Here is a 22,435-nt window from a genome sequence, read left to right as displayed (position 1 = left end):
CCAGGTCAGCCGTGGGCTTGGAAGGACGCCTTTTCCAACCCGGGCAGGAATCGGCGGGCGAGCCTGGTGAACGGCTCCACCGGGCCGGTGCAGCTGAACCGCTGGTCGGGGTCGCCGGAGCGGAACAGGTCGTGCTCGGTGAGCACCCGCACGACGTCCTTCACGGTCTCCTCGGCGCTGGAGACGAGCATCACGCCGTCGCCCATCACGATCTGCAGGACGCCGGTCAGCAACGGGTAGTGCGTGCAGCCCAGCACGAGCGTGTCGACCTCGGCCCGCTGCAACGGTTCCAGGTACGCCTGCGCCAGGCCCAGCACCTGGCGGCCGGAGGTGATGCCGCGTTCCACGAAGTCCACGAACCTCGGGCACGGGACCGCCGTGACCTCGATGTCGCGGGCGGCGGCGAACGCGTCCTGGTAGGCACCGGAGCCGACCGTGCCCACCGTGCCGATGACGCCGACCCGGCCCGTGCGGGTGGTGGCGACCGCACGGCGCACGGCCGGCAGCACGACCTCGATCACCGGGATGTCGTAGCGCTCGCGCGCGTCGCGCAGGCAGGCCGCGGACGCCGTGTTGCACGCGATGACCAGCAGCTTCGCCCCGTCGGCGACCTGCCGGTCCATCACCTCCAGCGCGAACTTCCGCGCCTGCGCGATCGGCAGCGGCCCGTACGGGCAGTTGGCCGTGTCACCGACGTAGCGGATCCGCTCGCCCGGCAGCTGGTCCATGATCGCCCGGGCGACGGTCAGCCCGCCGACGCCGGAGTCGAAGATCGCGATGGGCGAATCGGCCGTGACGGTCACGCGTTCAGCGTAGCCGCGGCGCCCTTCCTGGCATCCCGGGCGACGCCCCACGCGGCCAGCACGCCGCCGAGCGCGCCGAACAGGTGCCCCTCCCACGAGATGCCGGGCTGACCGGGCAGCACGCCCCACAGCGCCGCGCCGTAGATCGCGAAGACGACCACGGCCAGCACGATCTGCAGCGGGCTGCGCGCGAAGATGCCGCGCACCAGCAGGAACACCAGGAAGCCGAACACCAGGCCGGACGCGCCGATGTGGCTGCCGTAGGAGCCGAAGAGCCACACGCCCAGGCCGCTGGTCAGCCAGATGACGGCGGTGATCTGGAAGAACTGCTTGATGCCGCCGGAGGTGGCCAGGAAGCCCAGCACGAGCAGCGGCACGGCGTTGCCGGTCAGGTGGGCCCAGTCGCCGTGCAGCAGCGGGTACCACGCGATGTTGTCCCACTGGCTGAAGTCGCGCGGGATCACGCCGTCGTCGTCGAGGGCCCCGCCCAGGACGGTGTCGACCGCCTCGACGACGTAGAGCAGGCCGACGAAGCCGAGCACGACCACGGCCGACAGCACGGGCCTGGGCGGCACGACGCGCTTGGCCAACGGCTTGGCCGGTTTCGGCGCGGCGAGCACCGGCTCGGGCGTCGGCGGTGTGAAGGGGCCGGTGGGGTCCACGTCACCCAGGCTACGCGGGGATCCGGGGTCGGGCGGCGAGTTCCGCGTCTTCGCCGTGGGCGGCCCGGGCGTGACCGTAGGCTGTGCCGGTGTCGATCGAAGTGGCGGTGCGGGCCGAAGCGGAACTGGGTGAGGCCCCCACGTGGGACCACGCCAGCGGAACGTTGCTCTGGGTGGACGTCCTCGGCAGCGAGGTGCACCGGTACAGCCCGTCCCGCGACGACGACGCCGTCCTCGACGTGCCGCAGCACGTGGGCGCGGCCAAGCCGCGCACCAGGGGTGGCCTGGTGCTCAACCTGCGCGACGGCGTGGCGCTGATCGACCGGGACGGCGCCAAGACGTGGCTCGTCTACTGGGCGCGTGACGGCGTGCGGGGCAACGACGCCGCGGTCGACCCGGCGGGTCGGCTGTGGGCGGGCACGATGCGCTACGACGAGGACCCGGGCGGCTGGCTGGCCCGCGTCGAGCCCAGCGGTGACGCGAAGGTCGTGCTGGACGAGGTGGGCGTGAGCAACGGCATCGGCTGGAGCCCCGACGCGAGCCTCATGTACTACGTCGACTCGGCGCAGCGGCGGATCGACGTGCTCGACTACGACCGCGAGAGCGGTGAGGCGACCAACCGCCGTCCGCTGGCGGAGGTGCCGCGCGGGCTGCCCGACGGCCTCACCGTGGACTCGTCCGGTGCGGTGTGGGTCGCGCTGTGGGGTGGCGCGGCGCTGCACCGGTACACGCCGGACGGCCGGCTGGACCGCGAGGTCGAGCTGCCGGTGGGCCAGCCGACTGCGTGCTGCTTCGGCGGCGCGGACTTCACCGACCTCTACGTGACGACCGCGCGGGTCGGGTTGGGCGAGGGGGCGTCGAGCGAGCTGGCCGGGTCGGTCCTGGTGCTGCCGGGCGTCGGCGAGGGCCTGCCCTCCACCGCGTTCGCGGGCTAGATCGCGTAGGTCGCGCCGGGGGTGGCCAGGGTGACCGGCCCGTCGAACGCCTCCTCGGCGTCACGCAGCACGCCCTCGCGGTCCGACCACGGCAGGACGTGGGTCAGGACCAGGCGGCCGACGCCGGCGGCCCGCGCCACCTCGCCCGCCTCCCGGCCGCTCATGTGCAGGTAGTTGGCCCGGCCGGCCTGGGTGCGCCACGCCGAGTCGGCCAGCAGCAGGTCCGCGCCCGCGGCCAGCCGCACCAGCTCGGGGCACGGCACCGTGTCGCCGGAGAACGCCAGCGACGCGCCGCCGTAGGAGATGCGGAACCCGTAGGCCTCGCAGATGTGCCGCATGGCGGCGACTTCCACGTCCACCGGCCCCACGGCGTACCGGCCGGGCGCCAGCGGCACGAAGTCGAACGTCTCGGTCAGGTCCGTGGTGGCCAGCTCGGCGCGGCCGGCGGCGTGCGCGTTGGCGAGCCGGGACGGCGCGTGCGCGGGCGCGAACACCCGCAACCGGTGTTCGGTGACGTCGTAGGGCGGCTCCGGGTGCTCGCGCCGGTAGACGGCGAGCGAGCCGAAGTCCGCGCAGTGGTCGAGGTGCAGGTGCGACAGCAGCACGGCGTCGAGGTCGAACGGGTCGCACAGCCGCATGAGCGGGCCGAACACGCCACTGCCCAGCTCCAGCGCGATCCGCACGCCGCCCGCCTCGACGAGGTACCCGGAGGTGGGCAGATCAGGGCCCGGCGCACTGCCCGAACACCCGAGCACCGTCAATTGCATGGGTGAAACGATAGCAGCCCGACCGATGCCGAAAAATGCGGCGACAGGGCACCCGCCGGTTCATTAATTCGACCGCCGCCAAGGTTCACTCGAATGCATCAACCGAGGTGAACGACCTGTCGGAGGATACGGGTTGCCGAAGGAGAATCGGTAACGCGACAATTTCCGCCATTACCGTCCCGGATGTTGTGCAATTACCCGGCACGACCGGCGACAGGTATTCGCGCGAACCACCGCGCGGCCGATCGAAAGGTTTCGGGCCGAGCGGACGCGACCAAACGGGTGCACCGGTCGTTGCCGCAGATCACCGTGCCATTTGAGACTCGCAACATTCACGAAACTCGTTGTCCGCGACCGCTCCGCGCCAGATAGTGACGACAACTCACGCCGTGATCCTCAAGGAGGAGGGAATGGTCTTGAGAACCCTGCTGGCCGCGGTGCTGCTGGTGGCCGCGCCGCTGTTGTCCTCGAACGCTGCGGGCGCCGCACCCGCGCCGCAAGCCGGCCCGGTCGCGCTCGCGTGCAACGGGTACGTCGCGTTGACCTACGACGACGGCCCGAACGCGCAGTTCACCCGTCCCCTGATCAGCGCGCTGCGCTCGGCGGGCGCGCGGGCCACGTTCTTCGACCTCGGCTCACGCGTGCAGCAGCAGCCGCAGCTGACCCGCGAGGCCGCGCAGGCCGGCATGTGGATCGGCAACCACTCGTGGTCGCACCCGTACCTGACCAACCTCAGCGCCGCCGCCGTGGCCAAGGAACTCGCCGACACCCAGAACGCGATCCGCAACGCCAGCGGCCAAACGCCGACGCTGTTCCGGCCGCCCTACGGCTCGACCAACGCCACCGTGCAGACCGAGGCGCGCAAGCTCGGCCTGACCCAGGTCATCTGGTCGGTCGACACGCAGGACTGGAACGGCGCGTCGACCGACGCCATCGTGCGCGCGGCGACCGGCGCGAACGCCGGCGGCATCGTGCTCATGCACGCGAGCTACCAGAACACGGTCAACGCGGTGCCGCGCATCGTGCAGGGCCTGGCGGCCAAGAACCTGTGCCCCGGCCGCATCGACAACACCGGACGGGTGGTGGCCCCGTGAAGGTCCTCGGCGCGATCGTGACCTCCCTGGCCGCCGCGGCGGCCTTCGTGCTGGCGCTCGTGGCCGCACCGCAGGCGTCCGCGGCGACGTTGACCGAGGTCACCGGCTTCGGCACGAACCCGACCAACCTGCGCATGCACCTGTACGTGCCCGACCGCGTGCAGGCCAGGCCCGGCGTGCTGCTGGCCGTGCACTACTGCACGGGCACCGGCCCGGCGTTCTACTCGGGCACGGAGTTCGCCCGGCTGGCCGACCAGTACGGCTTCATCGTCATCTACCCGTCGGCCACCCGCAGCGGTCAGTGCTTCGACGTGTCGAGCCCGCAGGCGCTGCGGCGTGACGGCGGCAGCGACCCGGTCGGCCTGATGTCGATGGTCCGGTACGTGCTCCAGCGCTACAACGGCGACACGAGCCGCGTGTTCGTCACCGGCGTCTCGTCCGGCGCGATGACCACGAACGTCATGCTGGCCGACTACCCGGACGTGTTCGCCGCGGGCGCGGCGTTCGCGGGCGTGCCCGCCGGCTGCTTCGCCACCACCGACGGCTCCGGCTGGAACAGCGCCTGCGCCAACGGCCAGGTGCTGCGCACGCCGCAGGAGTGGGGCAACATCGCCCGCGGCATGTACCCCGGCTACAGCGGCCCGCGCCCGCGCGTGCAGATCTGGCACGGCACCGCGGACGACACGCTGCGGTACCCGAACTTCGGCGAGACGATCGACCAGTGGACCAACGTCCACGGCCTGTCGACCACGCCGACGTCCACCGACAGCCCGCAGTCCGGCTGGACGCGCACCCGTTACGGCGACAAGGTCGAGGCCATCTCCCTCCAGGGCACCGGCCACAACGTGCTGAGCACGGGCATGGCGTTGCGCGCGATCCAGTTCTTCGGGCTGGACAAGCCCGGTGACACCACGACCACGACCACTTCGACGACCACCAGCACCACGACCACGACCACGACCACCACCACGACGTCCAACACGTCCACGACCAGCACCACCACCACCCAGCCGGTGTCGAACTGCCGCGTGACGTACACCGTCAATGCCTGGAACACCGGCCTGACCGCGAGCATCACGGTGGCCAACACCGGCACCACGGCCATCAACGGCTGGACGCTCGCGTTCACCCTGCCCAGCGGGCAGGCGATCACCAGCGGCTGGAACGCGACCTACTCGCCCACCAGCGGCATGGTCAACGCGACCAACGTCAACTACAACGGCTCCATCGCCCCGTCGGGCTCGGTCACGATCGGCTTCCAGGCCACCCACGGCGGCAACACCGCGAAGGCGGACTCGTTCCGGCTCAACGGGATCCCCTGCACGGTCGGCTGACCGCGCGCGAGAAGGGCCCCGCCCGGACAGGCGGGGCCCTTCTCGCGCGCTCAGGCCCAGAGGTGGCCGTCGAGCCGTTCCGCCGCCTCGTCCAACGTGCCCGCGTACGCGCCGGTGGACAGGTACTTCCACCCCGCGTCCGCGACCACGAACGCCACGTCCGCCGACTCGCCGCGCGCCGCCGCCTTCTCCGCCGCGGCCAGCGCCGCGTGCAGGATCGCGCCGGTGGAGATGCCCGCGAAGATGCCCTCCACCTCCAGCAGCTGCCGGGTGCGGCGCAACGCGTCGTACGAGCCGACCGAGTAGCGGCCGGTCAGCACCTCGGCGTCGTACAGCTCGGGCACGAAGCCCTCGTCGAGGTTGCGCAGCCCGTAGACCAGCTCGCCGTACCGCGGCTCGGCCGCGATGACCTGCACGTCCGGCTTGTGCTCGCGCAGGTACCGGCCGACGCCGACCAACGTGCCGGTGGTGCCCAGGCCCGCGACGAAGTGCGTGATCGTCGGCAGGTCCTTGAGGATCTCCGGCCCGGTGCCGTGGTAGTGCGCGCCGGGGTTCGCCGGGTTGCCGTACTGGTAGAGCATCACCCAGTCCGGGTTCTGCGCGGAGAGCTCCTTCGCCAGCGCCACGGCCTGGTTCGAGCCACCCGCCGCGGGCGAGAACACGATCCGCGCGCCGTACGCCTGCAACAGCTGCTTGCGCTCGGCGGAGGTGTTCTCCGGCATCACGCACACCAGGCCGTAGCCCTTGAGCTTGGCGGCCATGGCGAGGGCGATGCCGGTGTTGCCCGACGTCGGTTCGAGGATCGTGCAGCCCGGCGTGAGCACCCCGCTGCGCTCGGCCTCCTCGATCATCATCAGGACCGGGCGGTCCTTGATCGAGCCGGTCGGGTTGCGGTCCTCCAGCTTCGCCCACAGCCGCACGTCCTTCGACGGCGACAACCGGGGCAGCCCCACCAGGGGCGTGCCGCCGACCGCGTCGAGCAGTGACTCGTACCGGGCCACGATGCGTCCTCCGGAGGGGTGGGTCAGCCGCCCGCGACGGCCGGGAGGATCGTCACGGTGTCGCCGTCCTTGACGGCCGCTTCCAGGCCGCCCGCGAACCGCACGTCCTCGTCGTTGACGTAGACGTTGACGAACCGGTGGAGCGCGCCCTCCTTGACCAGGCGCTGCTTGAGGCCACCGTGGTTGGTCTCCAGGTCGTCGATGACCTCCGCGAGCGTCGCGCCCGCGGCCTCGACGGACTTCTGCCCACCGGTGTGGGTGCGCAGGATCGTGGGGATGGAGACGGTGACGGCCATGCTGGTACCTCCGAGGAGCCGGGTTTGGTGAAGGTGGTGCCACGAGTGGTGCGCGAGGGCGCACCTGGAGGGCTCAGGGACAGTCGGGGGTGTCGTCGGCGCCGGTGTGGGCGAACATGTACGACTCCACGACCTCGACCGGCTCTTCGGTCACCACGCCGTCCACGATCCGGTAGGAGCGCAGCTCGTGCTGCTCCGGGTCACGGGTGGAGATGAGCACGTAGTGCGCCTGCGGTTCGCTCGCGTAGGAGATGTCCGTGCGGGACGGGTATGCCTCCGTCGCCGTGTGCGAGTGGTAGACGACGATCGTCTCCTCGTCGTTCGCGCTCATCTCGCGGTGGACGCGCAGCTGCTCCATCGAGTCGAAGCGGTAGAACGTCGGCGAGCGCTCGGCGTTGTCCATCGCGATGAACCGCTCCGGGCGGTCGGAACCCTCCGGGCCCGCGATGATCCCGCACGCCTCGTCCGGGTGGTCGCGACGGGCGTGCGCCACCATCGCGTCGACGAGGTCACGGCGAATCACCAGCACCCCTCCATCCTACGTGGTGGGGGAAGGTGTCCCGGGGTGTGAGAACTCGCACTACACCGGTTCGCGCGTGCCTTCGTAGACCGCACGGTGCACCGCGGGGTCGGTCGGGTGGACGCCCAGCAGGCCGCCCGCGCCCAGCACCGCGAGCCCGAGCGCGGAAGCGCCCCTGGCCATCAGGCCGAAGCCGTGGCCCCGGAGCCGGAACGACGTGAGGTAGCACACAGTCGCCGCTGCGTTGGCGGCCAGTTGCACGAACGCGGCCCGCCGCTTGTTCTCGGGCAGCGTGCCGTACTCGGCCAGTTCGGTGGCCAACGCCGCCGGTGCGAGGGCCAGCCCCGCCCCGATAGCCGTCCGCGCCGCCTTGCCGCCGCCCGGCATCAGGTCCAGCGCCGCGGACGCCGCGTACAGCCCGATGGGCAACGCCACGACCGCCGGGTGCACCGGCCGTCCCAGGGCTCGCGCGCGCAGCAGCTTGGTCACCTCGCGTCGGCGTAGGGCGGCGGGCACCGCCTCCGCCAACGCCCCGGCCGCCTTGCCGACCGCCGGACTCGTCCGCACCCACTTCAACGCCTTCTGCACACCGGCCATACCGGCCGGGTACCCCGTTCGCGAGCGTTGAATTCAGCCGTTCCGAACGTAGGACACACGCGGCGCGAACGTAGGACTCTCGCGCGAGTCCTACGTTCGGAACGCGAGAGTCCTACGTCCAAAACCCCCGAGTTCAACGCTCAGGACCGGCCGACGGCGTGGTGGAGGGCGGTGGTGGCGGTGGTGCAGAGGGTGTTCAAGCCGGTGTCGGTCGGGTGGCCGGTGGCGACGGCGAAGACGGTGGCGGGCGCGGTCACGCCGGCGCGGGCCAAGGCGTCCTGGGCGGACATCGCCACCCTTCGGCACCCCGCCGGGTCCAGGTCGGCGTCCACCACGACCAAGCCGACGGCGGTCGAGCCGATCAGGGCCAGAGCGGGGGCGTCCAGCGGCACGGCGGAGGTGCACATCGCGTAGCCGTCGGCCGGGGGCAGGCCCAAGGGCTCGGCGGCGGGGACGATCGGGACGACCTCGAACGGCTGCGGGCCGACGGGGAAGCCGTGGCCGCGTTCGGCCAGCCAGCGCACGACACCGTCGACCACCGAAGGCCCGCCCAGCACCACGGCGTGCACCCGCCGCACCAACGTCGACGGGTCCAGCAGGTCCAGCTCACGGGTGCCGACCGGCGCGCCCCGCACGTCCACCCCGGCCACCGCCCCACCGGGCGTCAGCAGCACGGCCGCCCCCGCCGCCCGCCCCACCAGCATCAGTTCATGACCGCTTCGACCAGCGTCTCCTGCACCCACGTCAACCAGTGGTAGACGCCCAGGTGCGGCGACCGCGGGTCGTCCGGCGGCAGCTCGTCGGGCATGTCCTCCTGCACGTCCAGCGCCGTGCCCAGCGCCAGCCGCACGTCGTTCAACGCCGACAGCCACGCCTCGGCCTGCTCCAACGCCAGCCGCACCTCACCGCCGTCGGGCGGGCACGTCTGGAGCACCACGGCCGCGACCCCGGTCTTGAGGTCCAGCAGCTCCGGCTCGTGCAACGACCGCAGCGCGTTGGCCGAGTCGACCTCGGCCGGGTCCGGCGCGTCGGGGTCGAGCCGGTGGAAGTCCGGCAGCAGCCGGCCCAGGATCGGGTCGTCCGGCGGCGTGGACGGCCCGGTGCGGATGCCGGTCAGCTCCGCCAGCTCGTCCTGCGGCGCCTCCTCGGCGCGGGCCAGCAGCATGTCCTGGATCTGGCTCACCAGGCCGCGCACCACGGCCGCTTCCTGCCGGTCGAACCGGCCGAGCACCTGGTCGCCGGTGCGTGTCCACTTCTTCACGACGAACGCTGCATGGTCGCCCAGAGCCCGGCCGCGTGCAGCTTGGCCACGTCGGCCTCCACCTTGTCCTTGGTCCCCGACGACACGATCGCCCTGCCCTTGTGGTGCACGTCCAGCATCAGCTTGGTCGCGTGGTCGCGGCTGTAGCCGAACAGCTTCTGGAACACGTACGTCACGTAGGACATCAGGTTCACCGGGTCGTTCCAGACCAGCGTCTGCCAGGGGCGGTCCTCGGAGCGGACCTCCTCGCCTGCCGGGTCAACCTGCGTCCGCTCATGCTCGACGGGCGTGGTCATACCGCCAATGGTGTCATGTTCCGCTCCGCGGTGGAGCCCGCAGGGCCACCCCGGCCGACCGCTTAGGCTCTGTCCCCATGTCGACGTCGCTGTTCACCGACCACTACGAGTTGACGATGCTCGCCGCGGCGCTGCGCGACGGCACCGCGGACCGGCCGTGCGTCTTCGAGGTCTTCGCCCGGCGGCTGCCGGAGGGCAGGCGGTACGGGGTGGTCGCGGGCACCGGCAGGCTGCTGGACGCGATCACCGACTTCACGTTCACCGAACGTGACCTGGAGCTGCTGGAACGCACGAACGTGGTCGACCAGGCCACGCTGTCGTGGCTGGCGGACTACTCGTTCACCGGTGACGTGGACGGCTACCCGGAGGGCGAGCTGTACTTCCCGGGCTCGCCGATCCTGTCCGTGCGCGCGCCGTTCGGCGTGGGCGTGGTGCTGGAGACGCTCGCCCTGTCGATCCTCAACCACGACAGCGCGATCGCGTCGGCCGCGGCGCGGATGGTCAGCGCGGCCAACGGGCGGCGCATGATCGAGATGGGGTCGCGCCGCACGCACGAGGAGGCGGCGGTGGCCGCCGCACGCGCCGCGTACCTGGCCGGGTTCACCGCCACGTCGAACCTGGAGGCGGCCCGGCGGCACGGCATCCCGACCGCCGGGACGTGCGCGCACGCGTTCACCCTGCTGCACGACAGCGAGGAGGAGGCGTTCCGGGCGCAGGTCGAGGCGTTGGGCGTGGACACGACCCTCCTGGTGGACACCTACGACATCACCAACGGCATCAAGACCGCCGTGGAGGTGGCCGGGCCTGAGCTGGGCGCGGTGCGGATCGACTCCGGCGACCTGGGCGTGCTGGCGCGGCAGGCGCGCGACCAGCTCGACTCGCTGGGCGCGCGGAACACCCGGATCGTGGTGTCGGGCGACCTCGACGAGTACTCGATCGCGATGCTGCGGGCCGAACCGGTGGACGCGTACGGCGTCGGCACGTCGCTGGTCACGGGGTCCGGCGCACCGACCGCGGGCATGGTCTACAAGCTGGTCGAGGTGGACGGGCGGCCGGTGGCCAAGCGCAGCTCGCACAAGGAGTCGCGCGGCGGGCGCAAGAGCGCGCTGCGGCGGCACAAGGAGACCGGGACGGCGTTGGAGGAGGTCGTGTTCCCGCACGACGCCCAGCCGTCGACGGGCGAGCACGACCGGCTGCTGGCCGTGCCGCTGGTCCGCGCTGGACAACGGGTGGACGACCTCGACACCCTGGTGGAGAGCCGGGAGCGGCTGCGTGCCGCCCTGGTGACGGTGCCGTGGGAGGGTCTGAAGCTGTCCCGCGGCGAGCCCGCGATTCCGACGACGTTCCTGTGAGGCTGTGATGGGCAAGGCGCTGATCGTGGTGGACGTGCAGAACGACTTCTGCGAGGGCGGGTCGTTGGCGGTGGCGGGCGGTGCGGCGGTGGCGGCGGCGATCTCGGCGCACGTCGCGTCGTCGTCGTACGACCACGTCGTGGCGACGCGCGACTACCACGTGGACCCGGGGTCGCACTTCAGCGAGACGCCGGACTTCGTGGACTCGTGGCCGGTGCACTGCGTGGCGGGGACGGCCGGTGCGTCGTTCCACCCGGAGCTGGACGTGACGGCGGTGGAGGCGGTGTTCTCGAAGGGCGAGTACGCGGCGGCGTACTCGGGGTTCGAGGGCACGTCCGGCGCGGGCGAGCAGTTGGTGGACTGGCTGCGGGCGCGTGGCGTGGAGCGGGTGGACGTGGTGGGGATCGCCACGGACCACTGCGTGCGGGCGACGGCGTTGGACGCGGCGGGCGCCGGGTTCGCCACGACCGTGCTGCTGGACCTGACGGCCGGTGTGGCGCGGGCGACGGTGGACGGGGCGTTGGCGCAGCTCGGTGACGCCGGCGTGACGCTGAAGGGCACCCCGCGCGTCGGCTGACCCCCTGGGTGCCCCGGATCGGCTCCGGGGCACCCGAACCCGCGGGTGGCGTGTTCTGAGCGTTGAACTCGGGGGTCCTGAACGTAGGACTCTCGCGTTCTGAACGTAGGACACACGCGTTCTGGAGGTAGGACTCGCGCGGGTTAGGGGGTTGGGGAGCAGGCGGTGGAGCCGAGGACGACGTCGCCGGTCAAGCCCGAGGCCTCGGTGAAGCGCAGGTGCAGCATGTTCATCGCGATGCTGCCGTCGTTCGGGTCGGGCAGGATCGTCTCGCCGAACGTCGCGGTCGCCAGCACCGCGCCGTTGCCCGCCTTCACCTCGTGCACGTAGTTCGGCGTGATCTGCTCCGGCAGCCCCGAGAAGCCCTGCAAACCGTCGGCCGCCCAGCCCGCGCTCGTGCCGGACTCGGTGCCCGTGCACGTCACCTTCCACCGGGCCACCCGCAGGCGCGGCCCGCCCGCCGACACCAGCGCCGACAGCTCGAACTCGGTGCCGTCCGCCTCGGACGTGGTCCTGGTCGTGCCGTGGTCCGGGTCCACGACCGCGGTGGCGCACGACGACGTGCCCGGGCCGAACCGGACGCCCGTGCGGCTCACCGCCTCGGACGAGTTCGACGTCCGGCCGTCCACCGCGCACGGCGCCAGCGGCGCGACGGTGACCCGCGTGCCCGCCTTGGTGAACTCGGCGGAGCCGACGGACGCCACCCCCGCCGGGTTGGCCGCCGACGCCGGTGGCGCGGCCGCGACCAGGCCGAGTACGAGCGCCGAGGCCACGGCGCCGACCCGGCGCGCTCCGATCTGCTTCATCGTGTCGCCCTTCTCCTTCATCACGGACGTGAGGACTATCGAGCCCCGGCGGACGGCGGCTGACGATCTAGCGCCCACATCACCCGCAAGTGGAAAAACCGATACCTGATCGAGTGACAGGGCGCGGTCAGCACGGGATGCGCACGGGCAGCGGCGCGGTCGAGAAGTCGTTCGGCAGGCCGACGAGCCGCTCCAAGGCCCCGCGCACCCTGCCCGCCGCCCGCCCGTCGCCGAACGGGTTGCGCCCCAACGGCAGCCGCAGCCGCGCGCCGAGCACCCAGCCCGCCTCGGCGATGATCCGGATCGGGTCGGTGCCGACCAGCCACGCGCAGCCCGCGTCCACCGCGGCCACCCGCTCGGTCGTGTCACGCAGCACGAGCACCGGCACGCCGAACGTGGGCGCTTCCTCCTGGAGGCCGCCGGAGTCGGTCAGCACCAGCGCGGCCCGGCGCAGCGCGCGCACCAGGTCGGAGTAGTCCAACGGCTCGGTCACCACGATCCGCTCGTGCCCGCCGAGCAGGTTCCGCGCCGCCGCGCGCACCCGCGGGTTCGGGTGCACGGGCAGCAGCACGCGCACGTCGGGGTGCCGGTCGGCGATCGCCCGCACGGCGCGCAGCACGCGCGACAGCGGCTCGCCCCACGACTCGCGCCGGTGCACCGTGACCAGGACCAGGCGTTCGGAGCGCTCGTCGAGCACGCGTTCCAGCACGGCGAGCCGGGGGTCGCGGGCGGGCAGGTCGGCGGCGGCGACGCGCTGCACGGCGTCGACCACGGTGTTGCCGGTGACCACGATCCGGCGGTCGGCCATGCCCTCGCGGACCAGCGCGGCCGCGGCGTCGTCGGTGGGCGCGAGGTGCAGCGCGCAGATCCGGGCGATCATCTGCCGGGTGCCCTCCTCGGGGAACGGCCCGGCGAGGTCGCCGGTGCGCAGGCCGGCTTCGAGGTGGGCGACCGGGATGCCGCGCCAGAAGGCGGCGAGCGCGCCCGCCAGTGCGGTGGTCGTGTCGCCCTGGACGAGGACGACGGCCGGGTCGCGCTCGCGCAGCAGCCGGTCGAACTCCGCGACCAGGCGGGCCAGCAGCTCGGCCTGGCTGCCGGTGACCCGCGGCACGTCCAGCTCGACGTCCGCGAGCAGGCCGAACGAGCGCAGCGCCTGCTCGACCATGCCGTTGTGCTGTCCACTGTGCACGATCACGGGTCGGAGCACCGGGTGGTCGCCCAGCGCCAGCGCCACCGGCGCGATCTTCACCGCTTCGGGCCGGGTGCCCGCGAGCAGCACGACTTCCTTCACCTTGCTCCTCTCACTGCGGTTCGGTGGGTGGTGCGGCGCCCCGGGCGCGCGACTGGGGGTGGGCGCGCGACCGGGGCGCACGCGCGCTACTCGTCGGCCGCCGCTCGTCGCCCGCGTGACGCGCGGATCAGCAGCAGGCCGGCCACCAGCAGCACGACACCGGCCACCACCCACCACGCGACGCCGGCGCCGGTGGCCGCCAACGAGCCGATTCCCGTACCGACCGCGACACCGCTGCCGGGAACCCTGTACATGCTCAGACCGCCTCGAGGTCGTGCCGGCGGCGCAGCGCCGCGGCGCCGACGGGCACGCCGAACAGCGCGAGCAGGCCCAGCCCGATCCACAGGCCCGCGCCGGACGCCATCGGGATCGGCAAGCCGGCCGGACCGCAGGTCGCGGACGAGATCACCAGGTCGCCGGAGCCGAGCGAGCCGAGCACGCCACCGATCAGGGTGACGTGGACGGCGTTGACGGTGAGGCTGCCGTCGGCGTTGCGGACCTGCTCGTTGAACACGACCCTGGCGATGTCCACGCCCAGGAGGTCGACGTCGATCGCGGTGTTGGGCGCGGGTTCCGCGTCGACGTCGCCGAGCCGGCCGAGGTCGAGCCCGGCGAGCTTCGCCTTGCCCATCACGCCCTTCTGGGTGGCCGCGCACTCGGCCTCGGCCAACTGGGCCGACAGGCCGCCGGTGACGGTCGCGAGCAGGTCGAGGCGGACGTCGGCGGTGCTCGCCCAGGAGCTGACGCCGCCGGTCTTGTCATCGCGTGACGCGGACGCGTCGAGCACGCCGGTGCGCAGCACGCCGGGCCGGTCCACGGACGCGAACGTGCTGGTCGTGGGGCCGTCCGCGGCGGCGGCGGCGAAGGGCCCGGCGGACACCGCGTCCCGGCCCAGGAGCGAGAGGGCGAGCTTGGCGCCGTGGGCCGAGGCGTCCCCGGGCGCCGCCGAGGCGGGCGCGGCGCTCACGACGAGCGCCGCGACGGCGACCAGCCCGGCCACCGCGGCACGACGCGTCATTCGGACACGCATGGGGCTCCTTTCTCGAAACGTGTTTATCGAGCAATTGCCCCTATCGGCGTTCCTCCCGTGGGATTAAGGGTTACTGACCGTAAAGGGGGACGGCGGCCACTCGAATCGCCCAATCGGGACCACCGCAGGTGGGTAGTCAGCCCGAAATCACCTCACGTTGTCACTCGATCCGGGGGTGAGGTTCGCAGTACGGCGATCCGATGACCTTCAAGCAGCCCTATCGGGCGATCCCTGATCGGATGGAAGGACTCTTTCAGTGGCGCTTGCCGTGCCCCGCACCGAACGCCTCAACCGGGTGGTCGTCGTCGCACTGGTGGCGGCCGCCGCCGGCCTCGTGGTGGCGCACCGGGCCTACCGGACCGCCGAGATCCTGCTGTCCGGGCTGCTGCTCGACCTGATCAGCTCCGACGGGGTGGAGGTCGTCGTGGCACGGCAGACCGTCTACTTCGGGCTCGGCTCCGGCACCCCGCTCGGCCTGCGGATGACGCCCGAGTGCACGTCGGCGTTCCTCGTCGTGCCGCTGCTGGCGGTGGGCGCGGTGATGATCGCGTTGCGGCCGCGGATCACGCGCAGGGTGCTGTTCGCGCTGGTCGTGGCGGGCGTCGCGGTGGTCGTGGTGAACCAGGCGCGGGTGTTGACGCTGGTCGGGCTGGTCGAGTGGCTCGGCGTCGACCGCGGCTACTACTGGGGCCACACGCTGCTCGGCTCGATGGTGAGCGTGTTCGGCGGCGCGGCCGCGCTGGTGGCGTTCGTGTGGTTGGCGACGCGGCGGTGAGGCGCGCCGACGTGGTCGTGGTGGCGCGATGAACCTCGACGTGCTGCTGGGGTTCACCCAGGCGTTGGCGCTGACGATGAGCGTCGCGTTCGTGACGTACGTGTTCCTGATCGTGGTGCCCTACCTGCGGTACCGGCCGCGGCCGGTGGGGCGGGCGGCCGACTTCGAGTGGCACTTCCTCGTGCCGTGCCGCGACGAGGAGGCCGTCATCGGTGACACGGTCCGGTACCTGCGCGAGTCGTTCCCCGGGGCGCACGTGTGGGTCATCGACGACGACTCCGACGACGGCACGGCGGAGGTCGTGCGCGGCTTCCGCGACGACCGCAACATCCACCTCGTGCGACGGCGGCGGCCGCACGCGCGGACCGGCAAGGGTGACGCGCTCAACGACGCCTACCGGACGTTGAAGCTGTGGATGGGGCGGCACGCGGACGCCGACCGGGCCGTGGTCGTCGTGGTCGACGCCGACGGGCGCCCCGCCCGCAACTGCCTGGACGTGTGCGCGGCGGAGCACCTGTTCGGCGACCCCGCGATCGGCGCGGTGCAGGTGGACGTGCGGATGGTGAACGCGGGCGTGCGGCAGGCGGGCGTGCCGCGGTGGCGCGGGGTGCTCGGCGACCTGCTGGTGCGGATGCAGGACCTGGAGTTCCGGACGGCGATCGCGGCGATCCAGCTGTCACGCGGGGTCACCGGCACGATCTCCATGGGCGGCAACGGCCAGTTCACCCGGTTGTCGGCGTTGGACTCCATCGCCGGGCCGGCCGGTCAGCCGTGGCGCGGGTCGCTGCTGGAGGACTTCGAGCTGGGGGTGCACCTGCTCACCGCGGGGTGGCGCACCGGGTTCACGTTGGACGCGCACGTGCACCAGGAAGGGCTGTACAGCCTGCGGCGGTTCCTCGCGCAGCGCACCCGGTGGGGCCAGGGGACGATGCAGTGCCTGCGGTACGTGCGGCGGATCTGGGCGTCGCCGCACCTGTCCACGTTGGGCGCGTCGGAGATGATGTACTACCTGGCCCAGCCGTGGATGCAGTTGCTCGGCACGCTCGTCTACCCCATCCCGTTGCTGCTGCTGGGCCACCGGGCCGTGACCGCGCCGGGCGAGGTGTGGACGTGGTTCGTCGACGGCGCGTGGATCCTGTTCACGGTGTACGGGATGTTCGGCCTGCTGCCGTTCGTGCTGTGGGGACCGGTGTACCGGACGCGGTGCGCGCCTGCGCTGGGTCGTTGGCGGGCGGTCGGCCTCGGGTTCGCGTACGCGCTCTACATCTACACCTTCTACATCACGTCGTGGCGGGCCGTGATCCGGTTGGCGCGCGGGCGCAACGGGTGGGCCAAGACGCGCCGGAACACCGAGCGGATCACCGGCGACGTGGCACTGGACCACTGACCCCGCGCGAGTCCTACGTTCAGAACGCGAGTGTCCTACGTTCAGAACCCCCGAGTTCAACGCTCAGGACGCGTTGGGGTGTCCGACCCGCCCTGACGGGGTGGGCGGGTACGGTCTTCGCCGTGCCCGCCACCACCGCGATCCCCGACACCCGGACGTTGCTCGCCGTCGCCGTGGAGGCGGTGGGCGGAGCCGAACGGCAGGGCCAGGTCGACATGGCCGAGGCCGTCGAACGGGCGATCCGCACCGGAGAGCACCTGGCCGTGCAGGCGGGCACCGGCACCGGCAAGTCGCTGGCCTACCTGGTGCCCTCCCTGCGGCACGCGGTGGCCGAGGAGTCGACGGTCGTCATCTCCACCGCCACGATCGCCCTGCAACGCCAGCTCGTGGACCGCGACCTGCCGCGCCTGGCCAAGGCGTTGCGCAAGGAGCTGGGACGCGAACCGCGCTTCGCCATCCTCAAGGGCCGCCGCAACTACCTGTGCATGCACCGCCTGCACACCGGCGCGCCCGACGAGCCCGAGGACGCGGGCCTGTTCGACCCGTTCGCGGTGTCCAAGATGGGCCGCGAGATCAAGCGCCTGCACGAGTGGTCGTCCGACACCGAGACCGGCGACCGGGACGAGCTCGTCCCCGGCGTCACGGACCAGGCGTGGCGGCAGGTGTCCGTGACCGCGCGCGAGTGCCTGGGCGTGAACAAGTGCCCGATCGGCGTCGACTGCTTCGCCGAGAAGGCGCGGGCCGAGGCGGGCAAGGCCGACATCGTGGTGACCAACCACGCGATGCTCGCCGTGGACGCGCTGGAGGGCTACCAGGTGCTGCCCGACCACGACGTGGTCGTGATCGACGAGGCGCACGACCTGGTCGACCGGGTGACGTCGGTGGCCACGGAGGAGCTGAGCGCGTCCCTGGTCGCCACGGCCGCGCGGCGCTGCGGACGGCTCATCGACCAGGGCGTGGCCGACCGGATGGCCGAGGCGAGCGACGGCCTGGCGATGATCCTCGAGGAGATGCCCCCGGGTCGGCTCGACAGCCTGCCGCAGGCGTTGGCGGGCGCGTTGCGGGCGACCAAGGACGCGGCGCACGCGTGCATCACGTCGTTGGGGCCGGAACGCAAGGAGGACGTCGACGGCGCGACCTCGCGCAAGCTGGCGCTGTCGCTGCTGGACGAGGTGCACGACTGCGCCACGCGGATCCTGGAGGCGTTCGACGCCGACCACGACGTGGTGTGGGTGTCGGGTGACTTCGCGGACCGCACCAAGGCGCCGTCGCTGCGGGTCGCGCCGCTGGGCGTGGGCGGGTTGCTGCGGGAGCGGCTGTTCGGCAAGCGCACCACGGTCCTGACGTCGGCGACGTTGACGTTGGGCGGGACGTTCGACACGTTGGCGCGGCAGTGGGGGCTGCCGGCGTCGTCCGGGGTGAAGAAGGCCGAGGGTGCGGCGACGGACAAGGAGCCGCCGTCGGACGTGAGCGGGCCGCGGTGGAGCGGGCTGGACGTCGGCTCGCCGTTCTCGCACGGGAGCGCCGGGATCCTGTACGTGGCACGGCACCTCCCACCGCCGGGGCGCGACGGGCTGCCACCGTCCTATGTGGACGAGATCGAGGGCCTGGTGAACGCGGCCGGTGGACGGACGTTGGGGCTGTTCTCGTCGATGCGTGCGGCGAAGGCGGCGGCGGAGGCGTTGCGGGGCAAGCTGGAGCACCCCGTGCTGTGCCAGGGTGACGACGCGACCGGGCAGTTGGTGAAGCGGTTCGCCGAGGACGCGCGGACGTGCCTGTTCGGGACGTTGTCGTTGTGGCAGGGCGTGGACGTGCCGGGGCCGTCGCTGTCGCTGGTGGTGATGGACCGCATCCCGTTCCCGCGGCCGGACGACCCGCTGGCGTCGGCGCGGCAGAAGGCGGTGGAAACGCGTGGCGGCAACGGTTTCCTCACCGTGGCGGCGACGCACGCGGCGCTGCTGCTGGCCCAGGGTGCCGGGCGGCTGCTGCGTTCGATGAACGACAAGGGCGTGGTGGCGATCCTCGACCCGCGCCTGGCGACGGCCCGTTACGGCGGGTTCCTGCGCGCCTCGCTGCCGCCGTTCTGGACGACGTACGACCCGGAGGTCGTGCGTGCGGCGCTCAAGCGGCTCGACGCGGCGAACAACTGACGGCGTTCGCGCAGGTCGCGTGTTCTGAGTGTTGAATTCGGGGGTTCTGAACGTAGGACACGCGCGTTCTGAACGTAGGACACGCGCGACGCGAACGTAGGACTCTCGCGTTCTGAACGTAGGACTCGCGGGTCAGCCGTCGACGAGGAGGCCGCGCAGCGGGCCTTGGAGGCGGCCGGCGCGGCGGGAGACGCCCGGCAGGGCGGTCAGGCGGTGTTTGCCGGGAGAGGTCAGGGTCGGGCGCCAGAGGCGGTCCACGACCTCGTGGGCGGGGCCCGACACCGCGGACAGCGGGCGTTGCAGGTGTTCCGACCACAGGCGCAGGCGGGTGTCACGGGCGACCGCCGGGTCGTCGGTGACGAGGTTGACCTCGGTGTCGTTGAACAGCGAGTGCTCGTTGAGGTTGGCCGAACCCACGCTCAGCCAGCGGTCGTCCACGATGGCCAGCTTGGCGTGCACGTAGACCGACGAGGACGTCACGCCGTCGTGCGAGGACAAGGTCGCGGCCACCAGGCGGTGGTTGCCGTCGTCGGCGTCCAGCAGGCGCCCGAGCTGGCCGCGGGTGGTGTCGGCGCCGTTGCTCGGCTTGCGCGGGAGCACCAGGACGACCCGGAAGTCCGGGTGCGGCGGCTTGCGCAGCTTGGCCAGCAGCACCTCGGTCACCTCCGGTGACCACAGGAACTGGTTCTCGATGTAGACCAGGCGCTGCGCCGAGCGCAGTGCCCGCAGGTAGGAGTCGAGCAGGCTGAACTCGCCGCGCGAGCAGAAGTCGTAGGTGCGCTCCGGGATCGTGCGCACCAGTTGCGCCGACGACGAACCGGCGGGAGCGGGCGGGGTCACGGGCGGCAGTTGCTCGCCCGCGATCTCCTGCCAGCGCTGCCGGAAGTGCTCGGCCACGTCGGCGACGATCGGGCCGCGCAGGCGCGTGCCGATGTCGTGCCAGCCCAGCGGTTCGCGCGGCGGGTGCTCGGCGGTGTCGTGCCGGTCGCCCTCCACGGCGGTCAGGTCCATGCCGCCGACGAACGCCACCTCGTCGTCCACCACGACGATCTTCTCGTGGTGGCAGTGCAAGGTCCGCTCGCGCGCGTCGATCTCGCACCGCACCGCGCTGTCCCGGGTGAACTCCCGTTGGCTCGCCAGCACCCGCTTGCGGGTCGGCTCGAACATCGGCACCGGCGGCCCCGCCCACAGCAGCACGCGCACCGGCACCCGGGACGCCGCCGAGGCCAGCAGTTCGCGCAACGTCGGCGAGCCCGGCTCACGGGTCAGCCGGAAGTCCGGGCTCGCGCACCACCCCGCCAGGTGCACGGACTTGCGGGCCGACGAGATCGCCTCGGCGATGGCGGGCAGCACCTCGTGCCCGTCCACCAGCACCTCGACCCGGTTGCCGGTCCGCACCGGCCGCCGCGGCGTCCACCAGCCGTCCGCGGGGTCGAACACCGAACCCCACCCGAGTTTGCGCAACCGTCTCGCGTGGTGCGCGCACAACAAGCTCTCCAGCCCGTCACCGAGCTTCGCGTCCAGCACGTCCAGCAGGCCCACGCTGGGGATGGTTACCGCAAAACGGTCATCCGAAACGTCGGTTCACGGCCACCGTGGCCGTTCCGGGCGCCACCTCGGTGTACCCGGCGTCCCGCACCAGCACGACGTCCGGCCGCGCCACCAGCTCGTCCCACGCCGCCACCGACGGCGACCGCACGGCGCACCGGTAGTCCAGCGCCGCCCACTCCTTCAGCTCGGCGTCGGACAGGTGCGGCGCGAGCAGCATCGACGCGTGCCCCACCTGGGCCGCCGCCTTGCCCGCGGTCATCTCCACGCGCGGGTTCAGCCACAGCTCGTGCGCGCCGGGAGGGATCGGGCCGGGCTCGTCGGGCGGCAGCTCGCTGCCCGAGATCTGCAACCGGCTCAGCTCCTTGGGCAGGTCCACCACCCGACCCGGCACGAACGCCCGCACCGACGCGCTGCCCACCGTGATCGTGACGCCGGGCAACGCCTGCACGGCCTCCCAGTGCGCGCCCCGCGCCCGCCGCGCCACCTTCCGGATCCGGCCGCGCACCCAGGCCACCAGCTCGTCGTGCCACTCACCGCCGGGCAGGGCCCGGTCGTCCAGGCACACCGCGATCGCGGCGGCCGCGGCGGCTTCCAGCACGTCGGTCCTCGACGGCGGCGCGGACCGCTCGATCCGCATCACCACCGGCATCGCCCGCACCGACGCCGGATCCTCCTCGTCGGTCGCGTAGTGCCGGTCCACCAGCATCCGCAGGATCGGGTTCACAGCCGGTTCAGCTCCAGACCGTCCGCCGCGTCCGCGGCCTCCACCTCCGCGCGTGTCACGCCCAGCACGAACAGCACCGCGTCCAGGAACGGGTGCGACAGGGCGGTGTCCGCGACCTCCCGCAACGCGGGCTTGGCGTTGAACGCGATGCCCAACCCGGCCGCGCCGAGCATGTCGATGTCGTTCGCGCCGTCACCCACGGCGACCGTCTGCGCCAGCGTGATGCCCTGCTGTTCGGCGAACCGCCGCAGCGCCACCGCCTTGCCCGCCCGGTCGACCACGTCGCCGACGACCCGCCCGGTCAGCTTGCCGTCCACGATCTCCAGCTCGTTGGCCGCGCAGAAGTCCAGCGCCAGCTCGTCCACCAGCCGCTGGATCACCCGGGTGAACCCGCCGGAGACGACCCCGCAGCGGAACCCGAGCCGCTTCAACGTCCGCACGGTCGTGCGCGCGCCCGGCGTCAGCTCCAGCGACTCGGCCACCTCGTCCAGCACGGACTCGTCCAAGCCCTCCAGCAACGCCACCCGCCGCCGCAGCGACTCGGTGAAGTCCAACTCGCCGCGCATCGCCGCGTCGGTGATCTCCTTGACCTGCGGCTCCACCCCGACGTGGGCGGCCAGCATCTCGATCACCTCGCCCTGGATGAGCGTGGAGTCGACGTCGAACACCACCAGCCGCTTGGCCCGCCGGGTCAACCCGGCCCGCTCCACCGCGACGTCCAACCCGCCGCGCACCGCCACCTCGGCCAACGCCGACCGCAGCTGGGCGTCGCTCTCCGGCGTGTCGGCGGCCACGGACACCCGCAGCTCGAGGCCCGTCACGGGGTAGTCGGCCACACCGCGGATCGCGTCGATGTTCACGCCCAACGACGCCAGCCGCCGCGCCACCTCGGTGAACGCGCGGGCCGTCACCGGGCGGCCGAGCAGGATCAGCACGTGGCTGGACTCCAGCCGCGCGGTCCGCCGCGAGTCCGCGCCGATCTCCACCTCGACGTGCATGGACACCGTCGCCATGGCCTGCTCGACGGCCTCCTGCAACCCCTCCGGGTCGTGGTCGGCGGCGACGAGCACGCCGAGCACCAGCCGACCGCGGATGACGACCTGCTCGACGTCGAGGATCTCCACGCCGTGCCTGGTCAGCACCGCGAAGAGCACCGAGGACACCCCCGGCTTGTCCGGTCCGGTGACGGTGATGAGGACGGGCGTGGCGCTGGGCTTGGTCACTGA

General features: G+C 72.3%; 25 protein-coding genes. 8 read left to right on the top strand and 17 right to left on the bottom strand.

Features of this window, described 5'->3' with window-relative positions; genetic code table 11:
* Window positions 1-5 precede the first annotated feature (5 nt).
* Window positions 6-803 (bottom strand): glutamate racemase, encoded by a 798-nt coding sequence (gene murI, locus LZG04_RS01050; RefSeq protein WP_233812344.1) that lies wholly within the window; start codon window positions 801-803, stop codon window positions 6-8.
* Window positions 800-1,465, bottom strand: a complete 666-nt coding sequence (locus tag LZG04_RS01045) for a rhomboid family intramembrane serine protease (protein ID WP_233812343.1) — start codon at window positions 1,463-1,465, stop codon at window positions 800-802. Before LZG04_RS01045 ends, murI begins: the two co-directional genes overlap by 4 nt.
* Window positions 1,466-1,554: 89 nt before the next feature.
* Between LZG04_RS01045 and LZG04_RS01040 the strand changes: the two genes are divergently transcribed.
* On the top strand, window positions 1,555-2,400 hold the full coding sequence (locus tag LZG04_RS01040) for an SMP-30/gluconolactonase/LRE family protein (protein WP_308198902.1): 846 nt from the start codon (window positions 1,555-1,557) through the stop codon (window positions 2,398-2,400).
* On the opposite strand, the gene LZG04_RS01035 is transcribed toward LZG04_RS01040, so the two are convergent.
* Window positions 2,397-3,167: an MBL fold metallo-hydrolase gene (locus LZG04_RS01035; protein ID WP_233812341.1), complete on the bottom strand. Its 771-nt coding sequence runs from the start codon at window positions 3,165-3,167 to the stop codon at window positions 2,397-2,399. The two genes, LZG04_RS01040 and LZG04_RS01035, sit on opposite strands and share 4 nt — an antisense overlap.
* A gap of 410 nt (window positions 3,168-3,577) precedes the next feature.
* Here LZG04_RS01035 and LZG04_RS01030 point away from each other — a divergent pair, with 410 nt between their 5' ends.
* Window positions 3,578-4,261: a polysaccharide deacetylase family protein gene (locus tag LZG04_RS01030; protein WP_233812340.1), complete on the top strand. Its 684-nt coding sequence runs from the start codon at window positions 3,578-3,580 to the stop codon at window positions 4,259-4,261.
* Window positions 4,258-5,595: a PHB depolymerase family esterase gene (locus LZG04_RS01025; RefSeq protein ID WP_233812339.1), complete on the top strand. Its 1,338-nt coding sequence runs from the start codon at window positions 4,258-4,260 to the stop codon at window positions 5,593-5,595. Before LZG04_RS01030 ends, LZG04_RS01025 begins: the two co-directional genes overlap by 4 nt.
* Before the next feature lie 50 nt (window positions 5,596-5,645).
* Here LZG04_RS01025 and LZG04_RS01020 read toward each other — a convergent pair whose 3' ends face one another.
* The 7 genes from LZG04_RS01020 to clpS all read right to left on the bottom strand — a co-directional run bounded on the left by LZG04_RS01020 (window position 5,646) and on the right by clpS (window position 9,566).
* The gene (locus tag LZG04_RS01020) at window positions 5,646-6,596 is read right to left on the bottom strand and encodes a PLP-dependent cysteine synthase family protein (protein ID WP_233812338.1); all 951 of its coding nucleotides are present in this window, start codon (window positions 6,594-6,596) and stop codon (window positions 5,646-5,648) included.
* A 23-nt stretch (window positions 6,597-6,619) separates the two neighbouring features.
* A complete protein-coding gene (locus tag LZG04_RS01015; protein ID WP_106615251.1) occupies window positions 6,620-6,892 on the bottom strand; it encodes a MoaD/ThiS family protein in 273 nt (90 codons plus the stop codon).
* A 73-nt stretch (window positions 6,893-6,965) separates the two neighbouring features.
* Complete coding sequence (locus LZG04_RS01010; protein WP_073889135.1) at window positions 6,966-7,421, bottom strand: Mov34/MPN/PAD-1 family protein; 456 nt, start codon at window positions 7,419-7,421, stop codon at window positions 6,966-6,968.
* Window positions 7,422-7,472: 51 nt separating this feature from the next.
* Window positions 7,473-8,009, bottom strand: a complete 537-nt coding sequence (locus LZG04_RS01005) for a DUF2231 domain-containing protein (protein ID WP_233812337.1) — start codon at window positions 8,007-8,009, stop codon at window positions 7,473-7,475.
* Between the two features lie 140 nt (window positions 8,010-8,149).
* On the bottom strand, window positions 8,150-8,713 hold the full coding sequence (locus LZG04_RS01000; RefSeq protein WP_233812336.1) for a P1 family peptidase: 564 nt from the start codon (window positions 8,711-8,713) through the stop codon (window positions 8,150-8,152).
* Window positions 8,713-9,270, bottom strand: coding sequence for a DUF2017 domain-containing protein (locus LZG04_RS00995; protein ID WP_233812335.1), 558 nt, complete (start codon window positions 9,268-9,270; stop codon window positions 8,713-8,715). The genes LZG04_RS01000 and LZG04_RS00995 overlap by 1 nt, the downstream gene beginning before the upstream one ends.
* On the bottom strand, window positions 9,267-9,566 hold the full coding sequence (gene clpS / locus LZG04_RS00990) for an ATP-dependent Clp protease adapter ClpS (protein ID WP_123743809.1): 300 nt from the start codon (window positions 9,564-9,566) through the stop codon (window positions 9,267-9,269). Before clpS ends, LZG04_RS00995 begins: the two co-directional genes overlap by 4 nt.
* A gap of 77 nt (window positions 9,567-9,643) precedes the next feature.
* Between clpS and LZG04_RS00985 the strand changes: the two genes are divergently transcribed.
* Complete coding sequence (locus LZG04_RS00985) at window positions 9,644-10,918, top strand: nicotinate phosphoribosyltransferase (RefSeq protein ID WP_233812334.1); 1,275 nt, start codon at window positions 9,644-9,646, stop codon at window positions 10,916-10,918.
* Between the two features lie 7 nt (window positions 10,919-10,925).
* On the top strand, window positions 10,926-11,495 hold the full coding sequence (locus tag LZG04_RS00980) for an isochorismatase family protein (RefSeq protein ID WP_233812333.1): 570 nt from the start codon (window positions 10,926-10,928) through the stop codon (window positions 11,493-11,495).
* Between the two features lie 143 nt (window positions 11,496-11,638).
* Here LZG04_RS00980 and LZG04_RS00975 read toward each other — a convergent pair whose 3' ends face one another.
* The 4 genes from LZG04_RS00975 to LZG04_RS00960 all read right to left on the bottom strand — a co-directional run bounded on the left by LZG04_RS00975 (window position 11,639) and on the right by LZG04_RS00960 (window position 14,622).
* On the bottom strand, window positions 11,639-12,301 hold the full coding sequence (locus tag LZG04_RS00975) for a hypothetical protein (RefSeq protein ID WP_233812332.1): 663 nt from the start codon (window positions 12,299-12,301) through the stop codon (window positions 11,639-11,641).
* 127 nt (window positions 12,302-12,428) lie between these two features.
* Complete coding sequence (gene wecB / locus LZG04_RS00970; protein ID WP_233812331.1) at window positions 12,429-13,592, bottom strand: non-hydrolyzing UDP-N-acetylglucosamine 2-epimerase; 1,164 nt, start codon at window positions 13,590-13,592, stop codon at window positions 12,429-12,431.
* Between the two features lie 86 nt (window positions 13,593-13,678).
* Window positions 13,679-13,846, bottom strand: coding sequence for an LPXTG cell wall anchor domain-containing protein (locus tag LZG04_RS00965; protein WP_233812330.1), 168 nt, complete (start codon window positions 13,844-13,846; stop codon window positions 13,679-13,681).
* 2 nt (window positions 13,847-13,848) lie between these two features.
* Window positions 13,849-14,622 (bottom strand): choice-of-anchor P family protein, encoded by a 774-nt coding sequence (locus LZG04_RS00960; RefSeq protein ID WP_233812329.1) that lies wholly within the window; start codon window positions 14,620-14,622, stop codon window positions 13,849-13,851.
* Between the two features lie 256 nt (window positions 14,623-14,878).
* On the opposite strand from LZG04_RS00960, the gene xrtP reads away from it, so the two are divergent.
* The 3 genes from xrtP to LZG04_RS00945 all read left to right on the top strand — a co-directional run bounded on the left by xrtP (window position 14,879) and on the right by LZG04_RS00945 (window position 18,934).
* Window positions 14,879-15,397 carry an exosortase P gene (gene xrtP / locus LZG04_RS00955; RefSeq protein WP_233812328.1) on the top strand — a complete coding sequence of 173 codons (519 nt, stop codon included), beginning with the start codon at window positions 14,879-14,881 and terminating at the stop codon, window positions 15,395-15,397.
* 28 nt (window positions 15,398-15,425) lie between these two features.
* Window positions 15,426-16,784 (top strand): glycosyltransferase, encoded by a 1,359-nt coding sequence (locus LZG04_RS00950; RefSeq protein WP_233812327.1) that lies wholly within the window; start codon window positions 15,426-15,428, stop codon window positions 16,782-16,784.
* A gap of 122 nt (window positions 16,785-16,906) precedes the next feature.
* The gene (locus LZG04_RS00945; protein WP_233812326.1) at window positions 16,907-18,934 is read left to right on the top strand and encodes an ATP-dependent DNA helicase; all 2,028 of its coding nucleotides are present in this window, start codon (window positions 16,907-16,909) and stop codon (window positions 18,932-18,934) included.
* A 132-nt stretch (window positions 18,935-19,066) separates the two neighbouring features.
* On the opposite strand, the gene LZG04_RS00940 is transcribed toward LZG04_RS00945, so the two are convergent.
* Genes LZG04_RS00940 through serB form a run of 3 tightly spaced genes read right to left on the bottom strand, consistent with a single transcriptional unit; the run spans window position 19,067 to window position 22,432 of the window.
* Window positions 19,067-20,476, bottom strand: a complete 1,410-nt coding sequence (locus LZG04_RS00940) for a phosphatidylserine/phosphatidylglycerophosphate/cardiolipin synthase family protein (protein WP_233812325.1) — start codon at window positions 20,474-20,476, stop codon at window positions 19,067-19,069.
* Window positions 20,477-20,501: 25 nt separating this feature from the next.
* Window positions 20,502-21,191, bottom strand: coding sequence for a peptidyl-tRNA hydrolase (locus LZG04_RS00935; RefSeq protein ID WP_233812584.1), 690 nt, complete (start codon window positions 21,189-21,191; stop codon window positions 20,502-20,504).
* A gap of 14 nt (window positions 21,192-21,205) precedes the next feature.
* Window positions 21,206-22,432, bottom strand: a complete 1,227-nt coding sequence (gene serB / locus LZG04_RS00930) for a phosphoserine phosphatase SerB (RefSeq protein WP_233812324.1) — start codon at window positions 22,430-22,432, stop codon at window positions 21,206-21,208.
* Window positions 22,433-22,435: the final 3 nt, after the last annotated feature.

Source organism: Saccharothrix sp. S26 (genome assembly GCF_021390395.1).
Taxonomy (GTDB): domain Bacteria; phylum Actinomycetota; class Actinomycetes; order Mycobacteriales; family Pseudonocardiaceae; genus Actinosynnema.
The sequence above is the reverse complement of the archived record's forward strand: the minus strand, read 5'-3'. Positions and strand labels throughout refer to the sequence as shown.